General features: G+C 68.1%; 22 protein-coding genes and 1 pseudogene. 16 read left to right on the plus strand and 7 right to left on the minus strand.

The genetic code is table 11. From position 1 onward, the window contains the following. The first annotated feature begins 217 nt into the window (after nucleotides 1-217). The 3 genes from pncB to BLU54_RS19915 all read left to right on the plus strand — a co-directional run bounded on the left by pncB (nucleotide 218) and on the right by BLU54_RS19915 (nucleotide 4,092). Nucleotides 218-1,405, plus strand: a complete 1,188-nt coding sequence (gene pncB / locus BLU54_RS19905; protein WP_091912465.1) for a nicotinate phosphoribosyltransferase — start codon at nucleotides 218-220, stop codon at nucleotides 1,403-1,405. Between the two features lie 178 nt (nucleotides 1,406-1,583). Continuing rightward, complete coding sequence (locus BLU54_RS19910; RefSeq protein ID WP_091912309.1) at nucleotides 1,584-2,573, plus strand: 2-hydroxyacid dehydrogenase; 990 nt, start codon at nucleotides 1,584-1,586, stop codon at nucleotides 2,571-2,573. A 43-nt stretch (nucleotides 2,574-2,616) separates the two neighbouring features. Beyond that, nucleotides 2,617-4,092: a DNA recombination protein RmuC gene (locus tag BLU54_RS19915; protein WP_091912311.1), complete on the plus strand. Its 1,476-nt coding sequence runs from the start codon at nucleotides 2,617-2,619 to the stop codon at nucleotides 4,090-4,092. Nucleotides 4,093-4,112: 20 nt separating this feature from the next. Here the strand turns inward: BLU54_RS19915 and BLU54_RS19920 are convergent, their stop codons facing one another. The 5 genes from BLU54_RS19920 to BLU54_RS19940 form a co-directional block, all read right to left on the minus strand. Beyond that, a complete protein-coding gene (locus BLU54_RS19920) occupies nucleotides 4,113-4,388 on the minus strand; it encodes a hypothetical protein (RefSeq protein ID WP_091912313.1) in 276 nt (91 codons plus the stop codon). An 85-nt stretch (nucleotides 4,389-4,473) separates the two neighbouring features. Continuing rightward, nucleotides 4,474-5,775 (minus strand): molybdopterin molybdotransferase MoeA, encoded by a 1,302-nt coding sequence (gene moeA / locus BLU54_RS19925; protein WP_091912315.1) that lies wholly within the window; start codon nucleotides 5,773-5,775, stop codon nucleotides 4,474-4,476. Between the two features lie 111 nt (nucleotides 5,776-5,886). Beyond that, on the minus strand, nucleotides 5,887-6,558 hold the full coding sequence (gene mobA / locus BLU54_RS19930; protein ID WP_091912317.1) for a molybdenum cofactor guanylyltransferase MobA: 672 nt from the start codon (nucleotides 6,556-6,558) through the stop codon (nucleotides 5,887-5,889). Nucleotides 6,559-6,676: 118 nt separating this feature from the next. Then, nucleotides 6,677-7,810, minus strand: a complete 1,134-nt coding sequence (moaA, locus tag BLU54_RS19935; RefSeq protein ID WP_407919444.1) for a GTP 3',8-cyclase MoaA — start codon at nucleotides 7,808-7,810, stop codon at nucleotides 6,677-6,679. A 147-nt stretch (nucleotides 7,811-7,957) separates the two neighbouring features. Beyond that, nucleotides 7,958-11,455 (minus strand): Rne/Rng family ribonuclease, encoded by a 3,498-nt coding sequence (locus BLU54_RS19940; RefSeq protein WP_091912319.1) that lies wholly within the window; start codon nucleotides 11,453-11,455, stop codon nucleotides 7,958-7,960. A gap of 587 nt (nucleotides 11,456-12,042) precedes the next feature. Here BLU54_RS19940 and BLU54_RS19945 point away from each other — a divergent pair. From BLU54_RS19945 to BLU54_RS19960, 4 genes are all read left to right on the plus strand, one after another. Then, nucleotides 12,043-13,062 (plus strand): RluA family pseudouridine synthase, encoded by a 1,020-nt coding sequence (locus tag BLU54_RS19945; RefSeq protein ID WP_091912322.1) that lies wholly within the window; start codon nucleotides 12,043-12,045, stop codon nucleotides 13,060-13,062. Nucleotides 13,063-13,089: 27 nt separating this feature from the next. Further along, complete coding sequence (locus BLU54_RS19950) at nucleotides 13,090-13,749, plus strand: HAD-IA family hydrolase (RefSeq protein WP_091912324.1); 660 nt, start codon at nucleotides 13,090-13,092, stop codon at nucleotides 13,747-13,749. Further along, nucleotides 13,742-14,161, plus strand: a complete 420-nt coding sequence (locus BLU54_RS19955) for a Rieske (2Fe-2S) protein (RefSeq protein ID WP_091912325.1) — start codon at nucleotides 13,742-13,744, stop codon at nucleotides 14,159-14,161. Before BLU54_RS19950 ends, BLU54_RS19955 begins: the two co-directional genes overlap by 8 nt. Nucleotides 14,162-14,313: 152 nt before the next feature. Next, the gene (locus tag BLU54_RS19960; protein ID WP_091912327.1) at nucleotides 14,314-15,303 is read left to right on the plus strand and encodes a S49 family peptidase; all 990 of its coding nucleotides are present in this window, start codon (nucleotides 14,314-14,316) and stop codon (nucleotides 15,301-15,303) included. A 245-nt stretch (nucleotides 15,304-15,548) separates the two neighbouring features. Here the strand turns inward: BLU54_RS19960 and BLU54_RS19965 are convergent, their stop codons facing one another. Both BLU54_RS19965 and BLU54_RS19970 read right to left on the minus strand, forming a co-directional pair. After that, on the minus strand, nucleotides 15,549-16,280 hold the full coding sequence (locus BLU54_RS19965) for an SAM-dependent methyltransferase (protein ID WP_091912329.1): 732 nt from the start codon (nucleotides 16,278-16,280) through the stop codon (nucleotides 15,549-15,551). Further along, entirely contained in the window at nucleotides 16,277-16,906 is a 630-nt protein-coding gene (locus tag BLU54_RS19970; RefSeq protein ID WP_091912331.1) for a Maf family nucleotide pyrophosphatase, read from the minus strand. The genes BLU54_RS19965 and BLU54_RS19970 overlap by 4 nt, the downstream gene beginning before the upstream one ends. A gap of 466 nt (nucleotides 16,907-17,372) precedes the next feature. Here BLU54_RS19970 and BLU54_RS19975 point away from each other — a divergent pair, with 466 nt between their 5' ends. The 9 genes and pseudogenes from BLU54_RS19975 to rpoE all read left to right on the plus strand — a co-directional run bounded on the left by BLU54_RS19975 (nucleotide 17,373) and on the right by rpoE (nucleotide 25,346). Further along, on the plus strand, nucleotides 17,373-18,035 hold the full coding sequence (locus BLU54_RS19975) for a YceD family protein (RefSeq protein WP_091912333.1): 663 nt from the start codon (nucleotides 17,373-17,375) through the stop codon (nucleotides 18,033-18,035). A gap of 211 nt (nucleotides 18,036-18,246) precedes the next feature. After that, nucleotides 18,247-18,426, plus strand: coding sequence for a 50S ribosomal protein L32 (gene rpmF, locus BLU54_RS19980; RefSeq protein WP_091912335.1), 180 nt, complete (start codon nucleotides 18,247-18,249; stop codon nucleotides 18,424-18,426). A gap of 92 nt (nucleotides 18,427-18,518) precedes the next feature. Then, nucleotides 18,519-19,517, plus strand: a pseudogene (gene plsX, locus BLU54_RS19985) (phosphate acyltransferase PlsX); the annotation flags it as partial. A 74-nt stretch (nucleotides 19,518-19,591) separates the two neighbouring features. Then, nucleotides 19,592-20,584, plus strand: coding sequence for a beta-ketoacyl-ACP synthase III (locus BLU54_RS19990; RefSeq protein ID WP_091912469.1), 993 nt, complete (start codon nucleotides 19,592-19,594; stop codon nucleotides 20,582-20,584). 46 nt (nucleotides 20,585-20,630) lie between these two features. Continuing rightward, nucleotides 20,631-21,566 (plus strand): ACP S-malonyltransferase, encoded by a 936-nt coding sequence (gene fabD / locus BLU54_RS19995; protein WP_091912339.1) that lies wholly within the window; start codon nucleotides 20,631-20,633, stop codon nucleotides 21,564-21,566. A gap of 56 nt (nucleotides 21,567-21,622) precedes the next feature. Next, nucleotides 21,623-22,369: a 3-oxoacyl-ACP reductase FabG gene (gene fabG / locus BLU54_RS20000; protein WP_091912341.1), complete on the plus strand. Its 747-nt coding sequence runs from the start codon at nucleotides 21,623-21,625 to the stop codon at nucleotides 22,367-22,369. Nucleotides 22,370-22,515: 146 nt separating this feature from the next. Continuing rightward, complete coding sequence (gene acpP, locus BLU54_RS20005) at nucleotides 22,516-22,755, plus strand: acyl carrier protein (RefSeq protein WP_091912342.1); 240 nt, start codon at nucleotides 22,516-22,518, stop codon at nucleotides 22,753-22,755. Between the two features lie 135 nt (nucleotides 22,756-22,890). Beyond that, complete coding sequence (gene fabF, locus BLU54_RS20010; RefSeq protein WP_091912471.1) at nucleotides 22,891-24,177, plus strand: beta-ketoacyl-ACP synthase II; 1,287 nt, start codon at nucleotides 22,891-22,893, stop codon at nucleotides 24,175-24,177. Nucleotides 24,178-24,746: 569 nt separating this feature from the next. Beyond that, entirely contained in the window at nucleotides 24,747-25,346 is a 600-nt protein-coding gene (gene rpoE / locus BLU54_RS20020) for an RNA polymerase sigma factor RpoE (RefSeq protein WP_091912346.1), read from the plus strand. The last annotated feature ends 27 nt before the right edge of the window (nucleotides 25,347-25,373 follow it).

A 25,373-nucleotide genomic window follows, 5' to 3' on the forward strand; every position in this document is an offset into this window, starting at 1 on the left:
TGCCGCACGGGGCCCCCGCGACGCGTAGACATCCTGGCAATTAGCTTATGCGGCGCTTTGCGTCGCCGCGCCGTGCACACCACGTGTTACTCCGCCTGGCCGCAAGGCCATGCGGCCGGCCGGCGATGCCATCGGTTACTATCGACGCTTGCACTGCTTCGCGCTCCGCTGCGTAGCGCCGCACCGTTCGCCTCCGGCTCCGCAGTTCGACAACGCCATGATCATCACATCGCTGCTCGATACCGACCTCTACAAATTCACGATGATGCAGGTGGTGCTGCATTGCTTCCCGGCGGCACAGGTCGAATATCGTTTCCGTTGTCGGACGCCGGACGTCGATCTGGTGCCCTACGTCGACGAGATTCGCGCGGAGATCGCGGGCCTGTGCGAACTGCGCTTCAGCGACGAGGAACTGGATTATCTGCGCCGCCTGCGTTTCATCAAATCCGATTTCATCGACTTCCTCTCGCTTTACCAGCTCCGCGAAAAGTACATCGACGTGCGTCCCGCCGCGAGCGGCAACGGCGAGATCGACATCGAGATCCGCGGTCCGTGGCTGCACACCATCCTGTTCGAGATCCCGGTCCTGTCGATCGTCAACGAGGTGTATTTCCGCAATACGCAGCGCGTGCCCGACTACACCGAGGGCCGCGCGCGCCTGGCCGACAAGATGTACATGCTCGGCGGCCGTCCCGAATATGCCGAGTGCAAGATCGCCGACTACGGTACCCGCCGGCGTTTCTCGAAACGCTGGCACGAGGAAGTGATTCTCGCGCTCAAGGATGGTCTGGGGTCGCAATTCGCCGGCACCAGCAACGTCTATTACGCGATGAAGCACGGGCTGGTCCCGCTCGGCACGATGGCACACGAGTATCTGCAGGCGTGCCAGGCCCTTGGCCCGCGGCTGCGCGACTCGCAGGTGTTCGGTTTCGAGATGTGGGCGCGGGAGTACCGGGGCGATCTCGGCATCGCGCTTTCGGACGTCTATGGCATGAGCGCATTCCTGCGCGATTTCGACATGTTCTTCTGCAAGCTCTTCGACGGCGCCCGGCACGACTCCGGCGACCCGTTCGACTGGGGCGAGCGCCTGATCGCGCACTACGAGGCCAATCGCTGCGATCCGAAGACCAAGACGCTGATTTTCAGCGACTCGCTCGATATTCCAAAGGTGCTCAAGCTGTTCGAACGTTTCCACGATCGCTGCCGACTGGCATTCGGCGTCGGCACCAATTTGACCAACGACCTGGGTTACGTGCCGCTGCAGATCGTGATCAAGATGGTCCGCTGCAACGGCCAGCCCGTCGCCAAGCTGTCCGACTCGCCAGGCAAGAACATGTGCGACGATGCCGCCTACCTGGCTTACCTCCGGCAGGTATTCGAGATACCGCCGCCGGCGGCCGACTGAACCGGCCGACTGAGCGGGCCGAGTGAGCGGGCCGACTGAGCGGGCCGCATCGCAGTGGCCAAATCGCGGCGGCCGCGTCGTGCCGTTCGCGCGGCCGCCATTGTCGTCGCCGCCTGCACGCAGACACCGGCACGCAGACCCCATTCTCACCGACCGCATTCCCACCGAGAGAGACACGATGACTGACAAAGTCCTGGTCACCCGCAGGGTGGCGCCCGAGGCGCTGGCCAAGCTGCGGCGGTTCGTCGAGCAGGTCGACGTTCACGAGGGCAACACGGCACTGTCCGAGGCCGAACTGATCGAACGGGTCGGCGATGCCACCGGTCTGCTGGTGCCGGGCGACGTGATCAGCGCGGCGGTGGTCGCCGCCGCGCCCCGGCTGCGCGCGGTGGCCGCCGTCTCGGTCGGCTACAACAACCTCGACATTGGCGCGATGAACGCGCGCGGCATCCTCGCGACCAACACGCCCGACGTGCTGACCGACACGACCGCGGACCTCGGTTGGGCGTTGATGATGGCAACCGCACGCCGCGTCACGGAAGCCGAGCACTATCTGCGCGCCGGCCGCTGGCGCGAGTGGCAGGCAGATCTGCTGCTCGGCCAGGATGTGCATCACAGTACCCTCGGCATCATCGGCATGGGCCGCATCGGGCAGGCGATCGCGCGTCGCGCACGCGGCTTCGACATGAACGTGCTGTATCACAATCGTTCGCGCTTGGACGAGGCGGTCGAGCGCTCGCTGGCCGCCGAGTGGGTGGCGAAGGACGAGTTGTTCCGGCGCGCCGACCACGTGGTGGTGGTCGTACCATATTCGCCCGCCACCCGGCATCTGATCGGGACCGCGGAGCTCGCGCTGATGAAGCCGACCGCGACCCTGACCAACATCGCGCGCGGCGGCGTCGTCGACGAAGAGGCGCTGCTCGCGGTGCTGCGCGATCGTCGCATCGCCGGCGCTGGACTGGACGTGTTCGAGGGGGAGCCGGACTTCCGCAAGGGCTTCCTCGATCTCGATAACGTCGTGCTGTTGCCGCACATCGGCAGCGCCAGTGCCGCGACCCGTTTCAAGATGGCCGATCTGGCCGTCGACAATCTCATCGCGGCGCTGAATCTGGGGCCGCATGCCGGCCGGCCGGCGCACGTCGTCAACCCCGAAGCGCGGCGCGGTTGACGATGCGGCGCCGTTTCCGTTTGTCTGTTGTTGCCGCTGAAAGATGATCGTTTCGATATTGCTGGGCCTCGTCGCGCTTGCGTTGATCGCAATCGCCATCCTCGGCGCATTGCTCTGGCAGGCGCTGCGCGGCAGCGGCGATGGCCACGCCGAACGTGCCGCGCTCGCCGCCGATGTTGCCGAGCGGCTGCGCGCGGCACAGGCTGAGAGCGAGCGCGCGCTACGCAGCGAAATCAGCGAAAGTGGCCGGCTCGGCCGCGTCGAGGCCGGCAGCGCGTTCGTCCAATTCCAACAGGCGCTGGGCCAGCAACTGGCCCAGCTCACGTCGACGCAGCGCGAGCAGGTGACCGGCTTCGCACGTGAACTGGCTCGCCTGACCGAGCAGAATGGCGAACGCTTCGATGTCATCCGCGCCAGTCTCAGCGCTGACGCGGCGAGCAGCCGTGACGAACAGGCCGCGGCGCTGCAGCGCTTCGGCGATACGCTGCAGCAGCAGTTGCGGTTCCTGGCCGAGCGCAACGATGCCGGTCTGGCCGAGGTGCGGGCCACCCTCGAACGCAAACTGCGGGATATCGAGACGAACAACGCGGCGCGGCTCGACGAAATGCGACACGTCGTCGATGAAAAGCTGCACGCAACGCTGGAGCAGCGGCTCGGCGAGTCGTTCCGGCTCGTCTCCGAACGGCTGGAACAGGTGCAGCGCGGCCTCGGCGAGATGCAGACGCTCGCCGCCGGCGTCGGCGATCTCAAGAAGGTATTGAGCAACGTCAAGACGCGTGGCACGTGGGGCGAGGTGCAGCTCGAGGCCTTGCTCGAACAGTTGCTGACGTCGGAGCAGTATGCGAAGAACGTCGCGACGGTACCGGCGAGCGCCGAGCGGGTGGAATTCGCGATCCGCTTGCCGGGTCCCGAGGAGGGACGCGTGGTATGGCTGCCGATCGACGCGAAGTTCCCGCGCGAGGATTACGAGCGACTGCTGGATGCGCAGGACCGGGCGGACCCGGCTGCCGCCGAGGAAGCGGCACGCGCGCTGGACGCGCGCGTCAGATTGGAGGCTCGGTCGATCGCGCAGAAATACCTGTCGCCGCCTCACACGACTGACTTCGCATTGATGTTCCTGCCGACCGAAGGGCTGTACGCGGAAGTGCTGCGGCGGCCCGGCCTGACCGACGCTTTGCAGCGGCAATACCGGGTGAGCGTCGCCGGGCCGACGACCTTGAGCGCGCTGCTCAACAGCCTGCAGATGGGGTTCCGGACGTTGGCGATCGAGCGACGTTCGAGCGAGGTCTGGCAAGTGCTCGGTGCGGTGAAGACGGAGTTCACCAAGTTCGGCGAGGTCCTGGCCAGGACCCGTAGCCAACTCGAGACGGTCACGCGTTCGATTGACATGGCGGAGCGCCGCAGCCGCGCGATGAGCCGGAAACTCAGCGATGTCGAGGCACTACCCGAAGAAACCGCGCCGCACGTGCTCGGACAGGGCTATCTCGGTATCGAAGCGGACGACGGCACGGCCCCCTGAGGGCAGGCCGTCGCGCGGTTTCAGACTTCTTCGGGAAGGTCGCTGAGGACGATCTCGATGCCGCCGAAGCGGCTCGCGACCCAGTTGTAAGCATGGCAGGCGATCCACAGCAGCACAAAGCCGATCAGCGCATTGAAGATCAGCGCGCTGAACACGGTGCCGAGCGGAATCTCGCCATAGCGGAAGAAGGCCACGACCACGGCCAGCAGCACGATGGGCACGCTGAACGTCAGATAGATCAGGATCAGGGACTTCGCCGTCTGCCCCGGTGCGATGTAGCTGATTTGTTTTCTCATTTGATTCTCCTCTTTTTGTTTGTCGCGCCGCGTGTCGGCAATCGGCTCCCGGGCCGGCGCACCGCACGCGCGTTCATCCGGCCGCTCAAAGCAGGCCGTCGAAGAAGGTCACGTCGACCGTATCCCCGGCGTTCACTGCCGCGCGCTCGGCTTCCAGCAGAACCAGGCAATTGGCTTGCACCATCGCGTTGAGTGCGCCGGAACTCGGCGAACCGACCGGCGCGACGGTCCAGCCGCCGCCGTCTCGCTGCGCCCGCGCGCGGATCACTTCGGCCCGCCCGGCGCGCTTCGGCAGGGCGGCCGTCGTCGTCGCCGGCACGCGCGGCACCGGCTCGGCGCGGGCTTGCGCGAGTCGCAGCAACGCGTCCCGCACCAGCAGGTAGAACGTCGCCACGACGGCGGCAGGATTGCCGGGCAATCCGAAGAACGGCACCGATTGGCGCGGCTGAGCGGTCGCATCGGCAGGCACGCGCAGCGTGCCGAACGCGAATGGCCGGCCAGGACGCAGCGCCAGCTTCCAGTATTCGACTTCGCCGGACGCCGCGACCGCCGCGCGCACATGGTCCGCGTCGCCGGCCGACACGCCTCCCGACGTGATGACCGCGTCGGCCAGCCGCGCGGCATCGACGAGCACCTGCCGCAGGGCTGCCGGATCGTCCGGCACGATGCCGAGATCGAGCGGTTCGACGCCGAGCCGCCGGAGCATGGCCAGCAGGTTGAAGCGATTGCTGTCGTAGATCGCGCCGGCCGGCAGTGCGTCGCCTGGCTCGCGCAGTTCGTCGCCGGTGGAAAACACCGCGACGCGCAGCCGCCGCCTGACCGCGACGCTGGCGATTCCAAGCGACGCCAGTACCCCCAGCGCCGGTGGCCGCAGCACCGTGCCGGCGGGCAGGGCGATATCGCCGCGCGCCCAGTCCTCGCCGGCGTGCCGGCGGTTCGCGCCGGGCCGCACCGCCGCGCGCGCGAATTGCACGCGCGCCGGCGAGCACGTGGCGGCCTCGATCGGCACCACCGTGTCGGTGCCTTCCGGCATTGCCGCGCCGGTCATGATGCGCACCGCCATGCCGCGGCCGACATCGCCGTCATGCGGCCGGCCGGCAAGCGCGCGACCGACCACCGGCAGGCTCACCGGTTCGCCGTCGGGCAGGCCGGCATGGGCGAACGCATAGCCGTCCATCGCCGAGTTGTCGTGGGCCGGCACGTCGATCGGCGCAACCACATCGTCGGCCAACACCCGGTCCAGCGCCTGCGCGAGTGGCAGCCGCTCGGTTGACAACGCCGCCCCTCGCGCATCGCACAGGACAGCGAGGCGGGTGGCGATGAGGCGGTGCGCGGCATCTGGCGATAGATCGCTATTGCCGGACAGCGCCCGGGACGGATCGGGCATGACTATTCGTTGCGACAGGGAAAAGGAGTGGCCGGGCGCGTCGTGGCCGGCGGCAAGGCCCACCGGATCGGCCCGAGCGACGCGCATCCTTGGTCGGGCGCGCTGCCTCGTTCAGTCCGGCCCGGGGCCGGGTGAGGCGAGCCGGTGCGCCGCGCGGTCGAGCGCGTCGCGGTCGTTCGCATTGTAGAACGACCGCCGCTCGCCGAACGCGACGGTGACGGCATTGTGGCGTTGCTGCCACGACCTGACGCGTCGACCGCCGTCCGCCATATAGCGCGCCAGATCGTCAGCCAGCGCGGCGAGGGCGCTGCCGCGCAGGAGTGCGCACAGCGGATGCACCCGCTCGTCATCGGCCTCGTCCCGCGTCGTCGCGACCGCGATCGAGGCATCGCCGAGGCCGGCATGCAGGCGGGCGGCGAGATCGAGCGGCAGGAAAGGGGTGTCGCACGGCGCGCACAGCAACCATCGCGTGTCGCCGATTGCGCGCAGGCCGGCCAGCATGCCGGCGAGCGGACCGTCGTAGATCGGCGCGGCACCCGGTGCCGCGTCAGGCAAGACCGTATCGGTGACCACGCGCGAGGCGTAGCGACGATAGCGATCGAGGTTGCGATTCGCGCTGATCACCAGGGCGCCGGCCTGCGGGCGCACGCGCTGCACGACGTGCTCGATCAGCGGGCGTCCGTCCAGCAGCGCAAGCCCCTTGTCGCAGCCACCCATGCGGGTGCCGGCGCCGCCAGCGAGGATCAGCGCGGTGACGTCGCCGGGCTGTAGCGCGGCGCTCATCGTCGCGACCCTCGCCCTGAAAGTCGCAGGGCGTGTCCGTGGGCGGTCCGCGTAGCGCGTTCGCGTGCACGCATCGCGCCCTTCGCGGGAGCCGGCCGTCCGGACTGTCGTGCCTGTCTCATCCGCCGATGTACGACATTTCCACGCGCTTGCGGGCGTGAGCCGGACGTGGCGACGCCTCGCTGCGCAACTGGGAGTATTGATCGGTGCGGCGTCCCCAGACATGGGCGACCGCCGCGGCCAGGCGTTCATCGGCGTCCGCTGCGTCGCTGCGCAACAGAGCGCGCAGGTCGGTGCCTTGCCCGGCGAACAGGCAGGTGAACAACCGTCCCTCTGTCGACAGCCGCGCCCGACTGCAGTCGCCGCAAAACGCCTGCGTGACACTGGCCACCACGCCGATTTCGCCGCCACCGTCGAGGTAGCGCCAGCGCGAGGCCGTGTCGCTCGGACGGTCCCGCTCGGCCGCCTGCAACGGCAGCGCCGCGTCGACGCGCGACACGATTTCGTCGGCGCTGACCACGTCGTCGAGGCGCCAGCCGTTGGATTCGCCGACGTCCATGAACTCGATGAAGCGCAGGACCACGCCGGAGCCGTGGAAGTAGCGCGCCATCGGTACAATTTCCGCGTCGTTGACGCCACGCTTGACCACCATGTTGACCTTGACGGGCAGGCCGGCCTGCTGGGCCGCTTCGATGCCGCGCAGTACGTCGGCGACGGGAAAGTCGACATCGTTCATGCGGGCGAACAGCGCGTTGTCCAGTGCATCGAGGCTGACCGTGACCCGGCCGAGACCCGCGTCGCGCAGTCGCTGCGCGTGACGGGCAAGCAGCGAGCCATTGGTCGTCAACGTCAGGTCGAGTTGGCCGCCGTCCGGGCGGTGCAGCGCGGCCAGCTTCTCGACCAGGCGGTCGAGGTGCTTGCGCAGCAGCGGCTCACCGCCCGTCAGCCGGATCTTGTCGACGCCCAGGCCGGCGAAGATGCGCGCCAGCCGCTCGATCTCCTCGAAGGTCAGCAGTGCCGCGTGCGGCAAGAAACGGTAGTGCTTGTCGAATACCGCTTTCGGCATGCAGTACACGCAACGGAAGTTGCAACGGTCCGTGACCGAGATCCGCAAGTCGGTCAGCCGGCGACCGAGTGCATCACGCGGTGCCTGCGCACCCGATGCAAGGCCGTCTGCAACCGGCGGCAGATCGAGAAGGGTACGGGCATCGACGAGCGGAATGACGGCCCGCTCGCGCTTGTGTGAGGTCACGACAGCGACTTTTTCCGTTCAAAACAACATTTTAGCGCCGCCGCGAAAAGCACGTAGCCGGTGCTTCAAACGCCGAAGGTCCGCCGCGCCTGGCGGCGTGGCGGACCTTCGGCAGATCAATGCAGGCGATGCCGCTTACTTGGACGCTTACTTGGACGCTTGTTCGGACTCGGCCGGGCGCGCGGTCTCGATCTGCGTCATCGGCTGGGCGGGCGCGGCGACACGCGGCTTGCGCCGGCGTGGCGCGACGGGCGCCTGCGCTTGCGCGGCCTGTTCCGCCTGCACGGCGGCCAGCTTGCTTTGGTCGGTGTTGACCCAGACCAGGCCGGCGGCATCGAGCATCGGCTTCAGCGACTCGACCGGCAGGTCGGCCGCCGCCGTTGCCGAATCCGTCTGCGACCCGGTGTCGCTGACACGAGCCGGCGCAGCACCCGTGCTCGCCACCGGTTGCGCAGCCGGCTCGGCCGGCGCTTGCGCCGCCTCGCTCACCGCATCAGGCACCGGAACCACGGCTACGACCGGGGCGGCGCTAGCGACGTCCGCGCTCGACGGGGTCGGCGACGCTTCGCCGGACGTGGCGCGCGCGCGTTCGGCCGATTGTGCCTCGGACCCGGCCGGCACATCGCTCGGAATGGCATCGGCCAACGACTGCTGCGGCGCGACCGGCTCCGCATCCGCGGTGGGCTTGTCGGCAGCGCGCGGCGCGCGTGCCGGTTGCGCGGCTTCCGCCGACTCCGCCGACTCCGCCAACGGCGTCGCCTGCGTCGCGGCGGGCGGCGTCACGGCCTGCTCGGCCGACGGAATGCCGACTGCATCGCCGGCGCTGGCCGGCGCGCCAACGGCACGGGCCAGCGACGATGCCGGTTCGGCAGCGACCGGCGCGACCGGTACGTCGCTGTGCGCCGCTGGGCTATCGGCCGCTGTGCCGCGTTCCAGATCCGCCGGCACCGATGCGCCAGCCAGGTCGACCGACGGCGCGTCGCTGTCGGTCGCCACCACCGGCGCGGGCGACGGCTCCGTGCGCTCGGTCGGGGCGACGGTCGTCGCGTCGGCGGCGGCCAGCACCGCTGCGCGTACGTCGGGCGTGCCGGCGACCGGCGCATCCTCCTGCGCCGTCGCATCCAGCGCCGCTACCGGCAGCGGCGCGACCGGAGCGTCGTTTGCGTCGTTCCCATCGTTCGCATCGTTCGTCACGGCACCCTGAGCTGCGTCGTCGAGCGCGTCGTTCGGCACGAATGCCGCTTCGCCGTTCTCGTCGCGATCGCGACGGCCGCCTCGGCGACCGCGGCGGCGCCGACGGCGCTCCTCACCTTCCCGTGCGCTTTCCTCGGTCTCGGCGATGGCCGGCGTGGCGATGGCGGGCACCGGTTCGACGGCGTCGCGGTCCAGCGCCGGTGCGGCAGGCACCTGCACCGTCAATGCCTCGACGGCGGTTTCGGCGGTGACTCCGGCGGCGACATCGGGGCTCCTGCGCTCACGCCGCTGACGGGGCTGCCGTTCGCTGCGGCCGGCGCCATTGCCGTTCGCCTCGGCCACTGCCTCGCCGGGCGCCACGACCCCGGCCGCGATCACGGCCGCCTCCACCGGGCGTGCCGGCTGGCGCGTGCCGCGCTCGGCGCGTTCGCCGCGCTCCGGCCGTTCGCCGCGCTCGCGGCGTGCCGGACGCTCGGCGTCGCGCGGCGCCTGTGCGTTTGCGCGAGTCTCGTCGCGCCGTCCGCCGTTGCGGTCGGCCCGTTCGGTGCGCTCGCCGTCGGCGTCGCGCGTGTCACGACCGTCGCGACCGTCACGGCCATTGCGGCGACGTCCGTCGCCGCGCTCGGCGCGCGAGGGGGTGGCGGGGGCAACCGGCGTGGCCGGCGCTGCGGGCGTGGCAACCGGTTGCGGCGTGGCCTGCGGCGGGGCGACCAGGCCGAGCACGCGTCGCAGCCAGCCGACGAAGCCCACTTCGGGCTGCGCTTGCGGGGCGGGCTGGACCGGTGCCGGGGCCACGGCCTCGGGTGCGACCGGCTTGGGCTGGCTGACCGGCGCCGGCTGCGTCGGCGTGATGCCCTTCACGGCCGCTTCCTGGCGCGGCTTCAGGTCCTCGTCACGGCGGCTGTAACCGCTTTCGGCTTCCAGCTCGCGCGCCGCTTCCAGCGCCATCCGATAGCTGGTGCGCGGATCGTCCAGGCGCGGATCGTCGTGGCGCAGGCGTTCGAGCTTGTAGTGCGGCGTTTCGAGGTGCTTGTTCGGAATCAGCACCACGCCGACCTTGAAGCGCATCTCGATCTTGTTGATCTCCTGCCGCTTTTCGTTCAGCAGGAAGGCGGTGACCTCGACCGGAACCTGGCAGTGGATGACCGCCGTGTTCTCCTTCATCGCCTCTTCCTGGATGATGCGGAGCACCTGCAGGGCGGACGATTCGGTGTCGCGGATGTGGCCCGTGCCATTGCAGCGCGGGCAGGTGATGTGGCTGCCCTCGGAAAGGGCGGGGCGCAGGCGCTGGCGCGACAGTTCCATCAGGCCGAAGCGCGAGATCTTGCCCATCTGCACGCGGGCCCGGTCATAGCGCAGCGCGTCCTTCAGGCGCTGCTCGACTTCGCGCTGACTCTTCGACGACTCCATGTCGATGAAGTCGATCACGATCAGGCCGCCCAGGTCGCGCAGCCGCAACTGGCGGGCGACTTCGTCGGCGGCCTCCAGATTGGTGCGCAGCGCGGTTTCCTCGATGTCGGCGCCGCGCGTCGCGCGTGCCGAGTTGACGTCGATCGACACCAGCGCTTCGGTGTGATCGATCACGATCGCGCCGCCCGACGGCAGCGAGACGGTGCGGGCATACGCCGTTTCGATCTGGTGCTCGATCTGGAAGCGCGAGAACAACGGCACGTCGTCGCGGTAACGCTTCACCTTGGCGAGGTTGTCCGGCATCACGACGCCCATGAACGCGCGTGCCTGTTCATCGATATCGTCGGTATCGATCAGGATCTCGCCGATATCAGGCTGGAAATAGTCGCGAATCGCGCGGATCACCAGGCTCGATTCGAGATAGATCAGCAGCGGGGCGCGCATGCCGCCGGCGGCCGCGTCGATCGCATGCCACAGCTGCAGCAGGTAGTTCAGATCCCACTGCAGTTCCTCGACGCTGCGTCCGATGCCGGCCGTGCGCGCGATGATGCTCATGCCTTCCGGCATCTTCAGCTGCGCGATGGCCTCGCGCAGTTCCTGGCGCTCCTCGCCCTCGATGCGGCGGGACACGCCACCACCACGCGGGTTGTTCGGCATCAGCACCAGGTAGCGGCCGGCCAGCGAGATGAACGTGGTGAGCGCGGCGCCCTTGTTGCCGCGCTCTTCCTTCTCGACCTGGACGATGACTTCCTGGCCTTCCTTCAGCGCATCCTGGATGCGCGCGCTGCGCACATCGATGCCGTCGCGGAAGTATTGGCGGGCGCATTCCTTGAACGGCAGGAAACCGTGCCGATCTTCGCCGTAATTCACGAAGCAGGCTTCGAGCGACGGCTCGATCCGCGTAATCACGCCCTTGTAGATATTGCCCTTGCGCTGTTCGCGGCCGGCCGTTTCGATATCGATGTCGATCAGTTTCTGGCCGTCGACGATCGCGACGCGCAGCTCTTCCTGCTGCGTCGCGTTGAACAACATTCGTTTCATAAAGCGGCTCCAAACGGTCGTGCTGTCCGCTCTGTCGCGGATGCACGCCGCACTTCTTGTCGTTGAGAGCACGCCGGGCTGAAGACTTCGACGGGAGAATCGCCTGCCCTGGAGAACACAGGCGAGCGCGAACACGCCTGCGGGGCCGTTGCGCGGGCACGCGTGCGCCGGCCGGGCCGGGCACGCCGAGGCAGCGGGCCGTCAGGCGACTGCCGCCGGCGCCACCGCGCGGAAAGCGCGCCCGGGGCGGCGGCATGGCCGGACGCGAGCGCCCCTGCCGGGGCGCGCGCGACGGCGCGTTCGCGACCGGTCAGCCCCGATGCGACATCTCGTCGGCAAGGCTGACCAGCAAAAATTCTTTTCGTCCAGAAATCCGTGCAACCTTTCGACCCGGCCAGTCGGCCGGATGCGCCTGTGGGCGCAATCCCTGCCAAGGCATCGGGTCGGGCGTGCCACCTGCTGCTTGATTCACCGGAATAGCAGCCGATCCGGGGTGCAAGTAAAATACGCTTTTCCGCACCGGGCAACCGCCTTGCCGCTGCAGTGTCCTGCGCCGCCAAACGGGTGCTGGCAAATTATATTGCAGGATGAATGAGTTAGGGAAAATGTCCGATCCGCAAGGCGTGCCGCGCGTCACTTTCATCGAAATCGACGAGGATGCGGCCGGCCAGCGCATCGACAACTTCCTCTTGCGACTGTGCAAGGGCGTGCCAAAAAGTCATATCTATCGGGTGCTGCGCTCCGGCGAAGTACGGGTCAACAAGGGGCGGATCGACGCCACCTATCGGCTTGCCGTCGGCGACAGCGTGCGCGTGCCGCCGCTGCGCCTGCCGAGCGTCGATGAACGCGCGCACGCGCCGGTCCCGGTCGGAGCGCCGCTACCGATCCTGTTCGAGGACGCTCATCTGCTGGCGATCGACAAGCCCGCGGGCACGGCCGTGCACGGCGGCAGCGGGGTCAGCCACGGTGTCATCGAGCAACTGCGCCACCAACGGCCGGAAGCGCGCTTCCTCGAACTGGTGCATCGGCTCGACCGCGACACATCCGGTGTGCTGCTGCTGGCCAAGAAGCGCTCGGCGCTGGTGGCCATGCATGCGCAACTGCGCGAAGGGCAAACCGACAAGCGCTACCTGGCCTGCGTGGCGGGCGACTGGAGCGAGCCGAAGCGGGTCGTCACCGCGCCGCTGCACAAGTTCCTCACACCCGAAGGCGAGCGCCGCGTCGCGGTGCGCGACGACGGCCAGCGTGCCCATACGATCTTCCGCCTGCGCGAACGCTTTGCCGGCTACGCGCTGGTGGAGGCGGAACTGAAGACGGGCCGGACGCACCAGATTCGCGTTCACCTCGCGCACCTCGGCCGGCCGATCGTCGGCGACGACAAGTACGGCGACTTCGCGTTGAACAAGGCGCTGGCCCGGCAGGGCGCCCAGCCCGGCCTGAACCGGATGTTCCTGCATGCGGCCCGCCTCGGCTTCACGCACCCGGCCAGTGGCGAAGCCATGCACCTCGAGGCGGCGCTGCCGCTGGCTTGCGAGCGCTTTCTCGGGCAGTTGCGCGAGGTCGCGCGCACCCCGACGCCCGCCCCGGCGCCCACCCCGACGCACTGATACGACGCAGTATTCACGGAGACTTCCATGGCGCGACGCCGCTTTGATCTGATCATCTTCGATTGGGACGGTACGCTGAGCGACTCGACCGCGCACATTACCTACAGCATCCAGGCGGCATGTCGGGACCTGCGCCTGCCGGTGCCCGGCGACGACGCCGCCAGCTACGTGATCGGTCTCGGACTGCGCGACGCGTTGCAATCCGTGACCCCGACCCTCGACCCGGCCGATTATCCTAAGCTGGCCGAGCGCTATCGCTATCACTATCTGACCGGCGAGCCCCAGTTGGCCCTGTTTGCCGGGGCGCGCGAGATGCTGCAGGCGCTGCGGCAGCAGGGCTATTTCCTGGCGGTGGCGACCGGCAAAAGCCGCGTCGGTCTGAATCGGGCGCTGGACACGGCGCGTATCGGGCCGTTCTTCGACGCCACCCGTTGCGCGGACGAAACGTTCTCGAAGCCGCACCCAGCGATGCTGCACGAACTGACCCGGGAGCTGGGCCAGGACGTCGGCCGCTCGGTGATGATCGGCGACACCACGCACGACCTGCGCATGGCCGAAAACGCCCGCATGGCGGGGATTGCGGTGACCTACGGCGCGCATCCGCGCAGTGCGCTCGACGAATGCGCGCCGATCTTCTCGGCAGACAGCATCGCGGCGCTGGCCGGCTGGCTCGACGCGCATGCCTGAGTTCGACGGCGGCGCGCCCGGCGGGGCGGAAGCCGAAGCAAGCGGCTGGCGCCGCGTCTGCGACGCGGGGCAACTGCGCGAGCGCGGCTGCGCGGTGCTGCTGCCGGTGCGGTGCGCGGGCCAGACGCTGGACGCGTTCTTCGTGCGCGTCGACGGCGTGGCCCGTGGTTATCTGAACCGTTGCGCGCACCAGAGCGTACCGCTCGACTGGAATCCGGGCCAGTTCTTCGACACGGACGGCCTGATCGTGTGTGCGATGCACGGTGCGCGTTTTCGGGCGGACGATGGTGTGTGCATCGAAGGTCCGTGCCGGGGCGGTCGCCTTCAGCCGTTGCAGGTCGTCGAGCGGCCGGACCCGGAAGGCGGTGGCGTCTACTGGCGGCCGGCCGAGCCGGTGTCGGCAATCGATTGAGCGTTCAGACGTACCGCCGGTCCGGCCGTGCCCGGCGCAGTCATCGGGCCGTCACGTGGCCGTAACTTGGTCCTAGCTTGACCCTAACTCGACCATAACTTGGCCATAGCGCGGCCGGAACCGGCATTCATCCACTCTATTCCAACTGATCCATGTCAAATCTCGATTACCGGCCGCAGGGCGACGCCCGTTGGGAGCGCGCCGCGCTCGAAACCATCGCACTGGCGGCGATCCGCGAACAGCGCGCCGCACGGCGTTGGCGCATCTTCTTCAGGCTGGTCTATCTGCTGATCTTCCTGTTCGTGATCGGCAATCTGGTGTTCTTCTCCGGCTGGTCGGAAACCTCCAGCCGGCACACCGCACTGGTCAAGCTGACCGGCGAGATCGCCGACGAAAAGCTGGCCAATGCCCGCGATATTGGCTCGGCGCTCGACAAGGCATTCGCCGACAGCGGCAGCGTCGGCGTCGTGCTGGAGATCAACAGCCCGGGCGGCAGCCCGGTGCAGTCTGGCATCCTCTACAAGCGGATTCGCGATCTGCGCAAGCAGTACCCGAAGAAGCCGCTGTATGTCGTCATCGACGACATCTGTGCTTCCGGTGGTTATTACGTCGCCGCGGCGGCCGACAGGATCTATGTCGACCCCGCCAGCTTGATCGGCTCGATCGGCGTGATCTACAACGGCTTCGGCTTTGCCGGCTTGATGGATCGGGCGGGCGTCGAGCGGCGCGTGCAGACGGCCGGCGCGAACAAGGATTTCCTCGATCCGTTCAAGCCGCAGAGCGACGCGGCCAAGGCACATCTGCAGACCATGCTCGACCAGATCCATGCGCAATTCATCGCGGCGGTGAAGGCCGGACGCGGCGCGCGCCTGAAGGAAACGCCGGAAACCTTCTCCGGTCTGGTCTGGACCGGCGAGCAGGGCGTGGCAATGGGGCTGGCCGACGGCTACGGCAGCGTTGAATCCGTCGCGCGCGATGTGCTCAAGGCGAAGGACATCGTCGAATACGAGGAGCGCGGCAGCCTCAGCGAGCGACTCAATCGTCGCATCGGCACCACGCTGGGTGCGAGCCTTGCCACGGCGTTTGCCGACGCGGCCGAGCGGCTGGGCCTGCACGGCGCATCGGCCGACGCGCTCCGCTGAGTTCCAGCGGACGGGGTGGGGCGGGTCGGTTTTCGCCAACGGTGGGGAGACACCGCTCCGAAGCTGGCTTGACTGCGGCACGGGCTCCGGCGGGTGTCTTAGCAAGGACGGGCTGCCGTCGGATGGCGTCCGGGCACGTCCGATTACGGCCCGGGCACGTCCCGGGCACGTCCGGTTGCGTCGCCTCGCGCCGGTCAGCGGCGCGACCGGCGTGTTCGTCTGCGGCTGAGCCGCGCGCCGGCAAGTTACTGCGCGAGCAGCATGAAGATCGTCGGCCGCTTCTTCATGTCCGGGATACGCCCACTGCTCATCCGCTTGCGCCATTCCGCAACGGAGGCGCTGGCCACCGTCTCGCCCGCCAGAGTGAGGTCGATCGCCAGCGAGAGCCGGGTGGTGGGCTGGCAGTCCGCGAGCAGGGCCTCGAACAGCGCGGCGTTCCGATAGGGCGTCTCGATGAAGACTTGCGTCTGGCGGTGCCGGCGCGAGTGGCCCTCCAGTTCGGTCAGCACCCGTCGCCGTTCGCCCGCGTCGGTGGGCAGATAGCCGTTGAACGCGAAGCGTTGCCCGTCCAGCCCCGAGGCCATCAGCGCCAACAGTATCGAACTGGGCCCAACCAACGGACGGACCGTCAGTCCCCGCTCGTGTGCGCGCCTGACCAGCGCCGCGCCCGGGTCGGCCACCGCGGGGCAGCCGGCCTCGGACACCAGGCCGGCGTCGCGGCCGTCGAGCAAGGGCCCGAGCAGGGCATCGACCGCATCCGCAGGCGTCTTGACGTTCAATTCCCTGATCTCGATTTCCTGCAGCGGCCGCGTCACGCCCAATTGCTTCAGGTAGGCGCGCGTCGTCTTCGCGTTCTCGCCGACGAAATAGTCGAGTCGCAGGGCCAGCGCGCGCACTTCGGCCGGCAGGACGAATGGCAGGTGTTCGGGTGCGCTGTCGCCCAGCGTATTCGGAATCAGATAAAGCGTGCCGTTCATGAGTCAGTCGTCAGAATGGGAAAGCCAATGGCGCGCAGCATGCCGCACAGGGCGATCAGCGGCAGGCCGACGAGGGCGGTCGGATCGTCGCTGCGCATCGATTCGAGCAATGCGATGCCCAGTGCCTCCGATTTCGCACTGCCAGCCACGTCGTACGGTTGCTCGGCCAGCAGATAGGCTTCGAGCTCCGCATCCGCCAGGTCGCGAAAGCGCACATGGGTGATGACGTCCGCGCGTTCCGCGGCCTGAGTGCCCGTATCGACCACACACAGCGCGGTGTGAAACGCCACCTCGCGGCCGCGCATGATCCGCAACTGGGCCAGCGCGGCGGCGTGCGTGCCCGGTTTGCCGATCTGTTGCCCGTCCAGCGTCGCCACCTGGTCGGAGCCGATCACCACGCAGCCGTTGCGGTCCTCCGCCACCGCGCGCGCCTTGGCCTCGGCGAGGCGCAGCGCGGTCGCCTCCGGCGACTCGCCGGGCAGTGGCGTTTCGTCCACCTGCGGCGCCACCACATCGAAGGGCAGGCGCAGGCGGCCCAGCAGTTCGCGACGGTAGGGCGAGGTCGACGCCAGGATCAATCGGCGCGGGTCGGCCGGAACGGCGGTGCGCGTGTCGGCTTGGATCATTGAGCTTAAGTTATTGACCGGAAAAGGGTAAGGGGTTAAAATCACGCGCTTTTTACGGCTGCGCTCGCGCTTTTTACGGCTGCGCTCGCGCTTTCGACGGCTGCGCTCGCGCTTTCGACGGCTGCGTGCAGGTGCCGCGCCGTTCCGGCCACGGGCTCGGCCAAGGTCGCCCGCCTCGTCGCCGCAGGCGTTCGGGGTAGGCTGCGGCGGGCGCACCGATGCCGCCGGTGGCCGATACGAGGCCCGCATCGCCTGGATTACTGCGGTGCCGTCCCTGCGGTGCGGTCACTGTGACGCGGCAACTGCGCGATGGTACCTGCTTCGCGCGGCCCGGGCGGCGCCCGATCGGGTTATCGCATGCAATGCGGAGTGCGATGCGACGATCATCCGCGGCGCTGGCCGCAGCAGCAACCGCAGCCCCGGAACCGGGCCGCAGACAGGCCGTGCGACGGCTGGAGATAAGCGAATGAAGCCCGAAGACAAAGCGGTGCCGCCGGAGACGGGCACGGACGTCGGCGACACGCCTGACGCGGCCGCGCAAAGCGCGGCGCTGGCGCGCTGGCGCGCCGTCGATCTGTTCGAATGGACGCGCCGTGGCCTGTCGTTCGAGGGCGCGGTGCCCCTCTCGGCGCTGCCGCGCATCGTTGAAATGTTGCCGGCAGGCGTGCCGGACGAAGCGAAGGACACCCCGGTTACGTTCACCGCGCGCGCGGCCATGCAGCGCGAAGGCGGCGCGGTGCGGCCGACGCTGGATCTCCATGTCTCGGGACTGACCTGGCTGGAATGCCAGGACTGCCTGGGCCCGTTCGAGTTGCCGATCGAGATCGATACGCCGTTCCGGGTGGTGCAGACCGAAGAGCAGGCCGACGCGATTCCGCTCGACGACGACGGTCCGGATGTGATCGTCGGCTCGGCGACTTTCGACCTGCTCGACCTGATCGACGAGGAAATCGCGCTGTCGCTGCCGATGGTGCCGCGGCACGAGACCTGTCCGACGGCGAACGCGGACGATTCGGTGGCCCCGATCGTGTTCGACGATACGGCCGCTGCGCCGGCCGAGGAAGGCGAGCGCCGCCGTCCGTTCGCCGGCCTGGCCGAGATGATCGAGCGCAAGCGCAACACGCACTGACTTGTCTTCGGGGCAGTGCAGGGCCGCTGCCCGCACCACCGCTTGACGGTGGCGTGGCCCGGCCACCCCGGTTTTCGCCGTGCCGAAGCATGCCGCCAGCGCGGCGCGCCGGTGCAGCATTTTTCCGACGCTGACATGGACCGGCTCGCCAAAGCCGAGCGGTCGGCCAAGCGTTTTATGTTACACTCCGGACCCTCACAGGAGCACTCTCATGGCAGTTCAGCAAAACAAGAAGTCGCCGTCGAAGCGCGGCATGCACCGTTCGCACGACTTCCTCGAGACCGCGCCGCTGGCCGTCGAAGGCACGTCGGGCGAGGTCCATCGCCGTCACCACGTCAGCCCGAACGGTTTCTACCGCGGCAAGAAGGTCCTCAAGACCAAGAACGACTGACGTTCGCTGCGCCGCATCGCGACGATGAGGCGATCAGCGTGCGAAAACAGCGGCATCGGTTTGCCGCTTTTTTGCGCCCAACGATCTGGTAGATGACCGTCAAACTCACAGTCGATTGCATGGGCGGCGACTTTGGTCCGTCCGTCACCGTGCCGGCCGCTGTCGATTTTGTCCGTTCGCATGATGATGTCGAGCTGATTCTGGTCGGCCTGCGGGACGCGATCGATGCGCAGCTCGACCGAGCCGGGGCGAAGGCGCAAGCGCGCCTGCGCGTGGCGCCGGCCAGCGAGGTCGTCGCCATGGACGATCCGATCGAGGTCGCGCTGCGACGCAAGAAGGACTCGTCGATGCGCGTCGCGCTCAATCTCGTCAAGGACGGGGAGGCGCAGGGCTGCGTGTCGGCCGGCAATACCGGCGCCTTGATGGCCGTGTCCCGCTACGTCCTCAAGACGCTGGCCGGCATCGAACGGCCCGCGCTCGCCACCTTCATGCCCAGCCAGCAAGGCCACACGATGGTGCTCGACCTGGGCGCCAACGTCGATTGCGAGCCGCAGCATCTGCTGCAGTTCGCCGAGATGGGGCATGCGTTCGTCTCGGCCGTCGATGGCAAGGAGCGGCCCACCATCGGCCTGCTCAACATCGGCGAGGAAGTCATCAAGGGCAACGATGTCATCAAGCGCGCCGGCGAACTGCTGCGCGCCAGCACCTTGAACTTCCACGGCAACGTCGAAGGCAACGACATCTTCAAGGGCACCACCGACGTCGTGGTCTGCGACGGCTTCGTCGGCAACGCGGTGCTGAAGGCCTCCGAAGGGCTGGCGCAGATGTTGATGGGGATGATCCGCGAGGAATTCGGCCGCTCGGTGTTCTCCAAGGTGGGCGCGATCTGCGCGCTGCCGGTCCTCAAGCGGCTGAAGCGCCGCACCGATCACCGCCGCTACAGCGGCGCGGTGCTGCTCGGACTGCGCGGACTGGTCATCAAGAGCCACGGTTCGGCGGATGCGTATGCGTTCGGCGTCGCGCTCGAGCGCAGCTACCAGGCCGTGCGCAACGGCGTGCAACAGCGGCTGGCGCAGGCGCTCGAAGAAAACCATCTCGATCCGGTCCAGGCCGACGTGCCGCAGGCCGACCTTACCCAGCGCGCGCCGCTTGACGCGAGAGCATGATGTCGAATCGTTCCCTGCATTCCCGGATCATCGGTACGGGCAGTTATCTGCCGCCGCGCCGCGTCAGCAACGGCGAACTGGCGCACATCCTCAGTACCGAGCACGGTGTCGAGACCAGTGACGCGTGGATCGTCGAGCGCACGGGCATTGCCGCGCGCCATTTCGCGGACGCCCATGTCGCAAGCAGCGATCTGGCCCGCGAGGCAGCGCTGCGCGCCATCGAAGCGGCCGACGTCGATCCGCAGTCGATCGATCTGATCATCGTCGCGACCTCGACGCCCGACTACGTCTTTCCCAGCACCGCCTGCCTGCTGCAGAACAAGCTCGGCATCACCAACCAGTGTGCCGCCTTCGACATGCAGGCGGTGTGTTCGGGCTTCGTCTATGCGCTGGCGACCGCCGACGGCCTGCTCAAGAGCGGCGTGCACAAGCGCGCGCTGGTGGTCGGCGCGGAGACCTTCTCGCGTCTGCTCGACTTCAAGGACCGCACCACCTGCGTGCTGTTCGGCGACGGCGCGGGCGCGGTCGTGCTGGAGGCTTCGGGCGAGCCGGGCATCCTGGCCAGTGCGCTGCACGCCGATGGCAGCCATGTGGGCATGCTGTGCGTGCCAGGCAACGTCAATGGCGGCGTGGTGCAGGGCAGTGCGTTCCTACACATGGACGGCCAGGCGGTCTTCAAGCTGGCCGTGTCGGTGCTGGACAAGGTGGCGCGCGAGGCGCTCGAGCGCGCCGGCTGCGAGGCCGGCCAGCTCGACTGGCTGATCCCCCACCAGGCCAATATCCGGATCATGCAGAGCACCTGCAAGCGCCTGGGCCTGCCGCCGGAAAAGATGGTCGTCACCGTGCACGAACACGGCAACACGTCGGCTGCCTCCGTGCCGCTGGCGCTCGACGCGGCGGTACGCGACGGCCGCATCCAGCGCGGCCAGCTGTTGATGCTCGAGGGCGTCGGCGGCGGCTTTACCTGGGGCGCCACGTTGCTGCGCTACTGAGCGCCGCGCCGACGATCCGATACGCCATTTCGATCAAGCCAAATCGATGACATTTGCATTCGTATTTCCCGGTCAGGGCTCCCAAGCGGTCGGCATGCTCGACGCGTTCGCCGACATGCCGGTGGTGCGCGAGACCGTAGCCGAGGCATCCGATGCGCTCGGGCAGGATCTGGGCAAGCTGATCGCCGAAGGTCCCGCCGACCAGCTGGGCCTGACCACCAACACCCAACCGGTGATGCTGACCGCGGCCTACGCCGTGTACCGCGCCTGGCAGGCCGAGGGCGGTCCGACGCCCGGTCTGGTCGCCGGCCACAGTCTTGGCGAGTACACCGCGCTGGTCGTGGCGGGCGCGCTCGCGTTCGCCGATGCGGTGCCGCTGGTGCGCTTCCGTGCCGAGGCGATGCAGAGCGCGGTGCCGGTCGGCGAAGGCGGCATGGCCGCGATCCTCGGCCTGGATGACGCCACCGTCGAGGCGGTTTGCGTCGAGGCGTCGAGCGTCGGCGTCGTCGAGGCCGTGAATTTCAATGCGCCAGCGCAGGTCGTCATCGCCGGCGCGAAGGCCGCCGTCGAAAAAGCCTGCGAGATCGCCAAGGCGCGCGGCGCGAAACGCGCGTTGCCGCTGCCGGTGTCCGCGCCGTTCCATTCGTCGCTGCTGGCCCCGGCATCGGAGCGCCTGCGCGAGCGTCTGGCACAGATCCAGATCAATACGCCGGTCATCCCGGTGGTTAACAATATCGATGTCGCGGTCGCCAGCGACCCGGCCGCGATCCGCGACGCGCTGGTGCGGCAGGCCGCCGGCCCGGTGCGCTGGGTCGAATGCGTGCAGGCGCTCGGCGAGCGCGGCGCGACGACGGTGATCGAGTGCGGCCCCGGCAAGGTGCTGGCCGGACTGGTCAAGCGCATCGAGCCGGCCCTGGCTGGCGGCGCGATCGTCGATCCGGCCAGCCTGCGCGACGCGCTGGCGACGCTCGGCGCGCGATAGCGCGGACGACGACGCGACCGGGTGCGCCCGGCAGCGTGGCTACAGTGGAAAGAGACATGAGTGAAAACATGAAGGGTCGTACCGTGTTGGTCACCGGCGCCTCCCGCGGCATCGGACGCGCGATCGCATTGCGCCTGGCGGCAGCCGGTGCCACGGTGATCGGCACGGCGACCAGCCAGGCCGGCATCGACGGGCTGCTCGGCGCGCTGCGCGACGCGGGCCACGACGGCGACGGCCGTGTCGTGGACGTCAACGACGCGGCGGCCGTCGAGGCGCTGGTCGACGAGATCGTCAAGACCCACGGCGCGCTCGACGTGCTGGTCAACAACGCCGGCATCACCCGCGATCAGTTGGCGCTGCGGATGAAGGACGACGACTGGGACGCGGTGCTCGATACCAATCTGAAGTCCGTGTTCCGCCTCTCGCGTCTCGCCATCAAGCCGATGATGAAGGCCCGGCGCGGGCGTATCGTGAACATCACCTCGGTGGTCGGTTCGTCCGGCAACCCTGGGCAGGCCAACTACGCGGCGGCGAAGGCCGGCGTGGCCGGCATGAGCCGCGCGCTGGCGCGGGAAGTGGGCAGCCGCGGCATCACGGTGAACTGCGTGGCGCCCGGTTTCATCGATACCGACATGACGCGCGAGCTGGGCGAGGCGCAGCAGACCGCGCTCAAGGCACAGATCCCGCTGGGCAGGCTGGGCAGCGTCGACGACATCGCCGCCGCCGTGGCTTTTCTGGCCTCGGACGACGCCGGCTACATCACTGGCACCACCTTGCACGTCAACGGCGGCATGTATATGTAATTCCGCCGCGGCGGAGCTTTTCGACAGCCGTTGCGGTGCAATCCGTGCGGCTGTATACCCCTGTGCGCGGGCGACTATTTTGCGGTGGCAAACCTGCTAAAATGCGCGCACTCGCATTTCTGACTTTAATACCCGTGGAGGGCTGAATGGACAATATCGAACAGCGCGTCAAGAAGATCGTTGCAGAACAGCTTGGCTGCGCCGAAGCCGAAATGAAGAACGAAGCGTCGTTCGTCAACGATCTGGGCGCGGACTCGCTCGATACCGTCGAGTTGGTGATGGCCCTCGAAGACGAGTTCGGCATGGAGATTCCGGACGAGGAAGCCGAGAAGATCACGACCGTGCAGCAAGCGATCGACTACGCTCGCGCCAACGTCAAGTCCTGAGATCGACACTTTCGCAGTGTTGGTCCTGGCATGCGTCCCGTTACGGGGCGGACCTGACCGGCCACAGCCGCGGCAAGGCAACGGCCTTCGCCGCCGCTGTGGCTTTTGTCATGTGGAAAAGGAAATGAGGAAAGCATCGTGAGCCGCCGTGTCGTTGTAACGGGACTTGGTCATATTTCTCCGGTCGGCAATACCGTCGAGGCGGGCTGGCAGAGCCTGCTGGCCGGCAAGACCGGGATCGCGAATATCACGAAATTCGACGCGACCGACTTTTCGACCCGCTTCGCCGGCGAGGTCAAGGATTTCGACATCGCCCGCTTCCTTCCGGTGAAGGACGCGCGCAGCATGGATACGTTCATCCATTACGGCTTGGCCGCGGCGATCCAGGCGCTGGAGGACAGCGGGCTGGTCGCGGCGCGCAGCTATGACGAGCGCGGCACGGTTGCCCACGGCGCGCTGGTCGGCGGTCTCGATCCGGAGCGCGTCGGCGTGATCATCGGCTCGGGCATCGGCGGTCTGCCGCGCATCGAGGAAACCCATGCGACGCTGACCGACAAGGGTCCGCGACGCATCAACCCGTTCTTCGTGCCGGCGTCGATCATCAACATGGTGGCCGGCCACCTGTCGATTCTGTACGGCATCAAGGGGCCGAATCTGGCGATCGTGACCGCCTGCACCAGCGGCACGCATTCGATCGGTGAGGCCGCGCGGATGATCCGCCACGGCGAGGCCGAAGTGATGGTCGCGGGTGGCGCGGAAGCGACGGTGTCGCCGCTGGGCATCGGCGGCTTCGCCGCGGCGCGCGCGTTGTCGACGCGCAACGACGATCCCGCCACCGCCAGCCGGCCGTGGGACAAGGGGCGTGACGGCTTCGTGCTGGGCGAGGGCGCCGGCGTGCTGGTGCTCGAGGACTACGAACACGCGAAGCAGCGCGGCGCGACGATCTATTGCGAGATCGTCGGCTACGGGCGCACCGCCGATGCGTACCACATGACGTCGCCTTCCGAGGACGGCGAGGGCGCCCGCCGCTGCATGCAGGCCGCTCTGAAGGACGCCGGCCTGACGCCGGATGCGATCCAGTACATCAATGCGCACGGCACCTCGACGCCGCAAGGCGACGTTGCCGAATCCGAGGCGGTGAAGGGCGCGCTCGGCAGCGCGGCGCAGAAGGTCGTGGTCAGCTCGACCAAGTCGATGACCGGCCACCTGCTGGGCGCCGCGGGCGGCATCGAGGCGGTGTACACCGCGTTGGCCGTCAAGCATGGCAAGATCCCGCCGACCATCAACCTGCACGACCAGGATCCGGCCTGCGATCTCGACTATTGCGCGAACACCGCGCGGGACGTCGCGATCGATGCCGCAATCTCGAATTCGTTCGGGTTCGGTGGAACCAACGGCTCGCTGGTCTTCAAGCGCGTCTGACCGATGGCGCGTCAGCGACGCCGCGGGCCGCTCGGTCGCTGGCGGCTGCTGGCGGGTGCTGGCGGATGGTGGCGGATGGTGGCAGGCTCTAGGCAAGGCCATTGGTAACATTCGCGTCGGTCGGGTGGCGATACAATGCCGTCTCATGCGTTGCGGATGGCCAGCTTCGACCGCTTTCCGTCATTTGTCGCATCGGACGGCGCCGACGGCAGCGTGTGCAGTGAGCGGCGGGCGCGCGGCGTATCCGATGCCGCTGCTGTCCGGCACCCCGGCCGGCGCCTCCGTTGCGGGTCACGTTGCCGGCCTGCACCGCCCATCTGCATCGCCATGTGCATTGCCATCTGCGTCACCCATACGCTGTGCCGGTGAGCACTGGCGTCGCGCCCAGCGGCCGCCGACGTCGCCGCGGTCGCGTTTGCCTTCGATGGCGTTTGCGTCGACCAGCGCGCCGGTACTGCTGCGGGCGCAAGTGCGCGTTGGCGGCATCGCCGTGCGCTCAGTGCGACAGGCACGGCGCATGCATCCCTTCCTAGCCCCATCGTCGCGACCGCCAGACACGGATTGCCCAGTTGACCGAAAAAGACATCGACCAGACGCTTGTCGAACGCGTACAGCGCGGCGACAAGGCCGCGTTCGAGCTTCTGGTCGCCAAGTACCAGCGCAAGATCACGCGCCTGATCGCACGCCTCGTGCGCGACCCCGGCGAGGTCGAGGACGTGTCGCAGGAGGCCTTCATCAAGGCTTACCGCGCGCTGCCGCTGTTCCGCGGCGAATCCGCGTTCTACACCTGGCTGTACCGCATCGCGATCAATACCGCGAAGAACCATTTGGCCACGCGCAACCGCCGCGCGCCGACCAGCACGGAAGCCGATGCAGAAGAAGCTGAAACTTTTGCCGAAGGTGACCAACTAAGGGATATCAATACGCCCGAGTCGGTGTTGATGAGCAAGCAGATCGCGCAGACGGTGAATCGCGCGATGGCCAGCCTGCCGGAGGAACTGCGCGTCGCGATCAGCTTGCGAGAAATCGATGGTCTCAGCTATGAGGAGATTGCCGAGATGATGGATTGTCCGATCGGGACGGTGCGTTCGCGCATCTTCCGCGCGCGGGAAGCCATCGCCAGCAAGCTCAGGCCGTTGCTCGACACGCCCGAAGGACGCCGCTGGTAAGGCGGCCGCACACAATCGTTGGTCGGA

The sequence above is a fragment of the Chitinasiproducens palmae genome, assembly GCF_900095735.1.
Taxonomy (GTDB): Bacteria; Pseudomonadota; Gammaproteobacteria; order Burkholderiales; family Burkholderiaceae; genus Chitinasiproducens; species Chitinasiproducens palmae.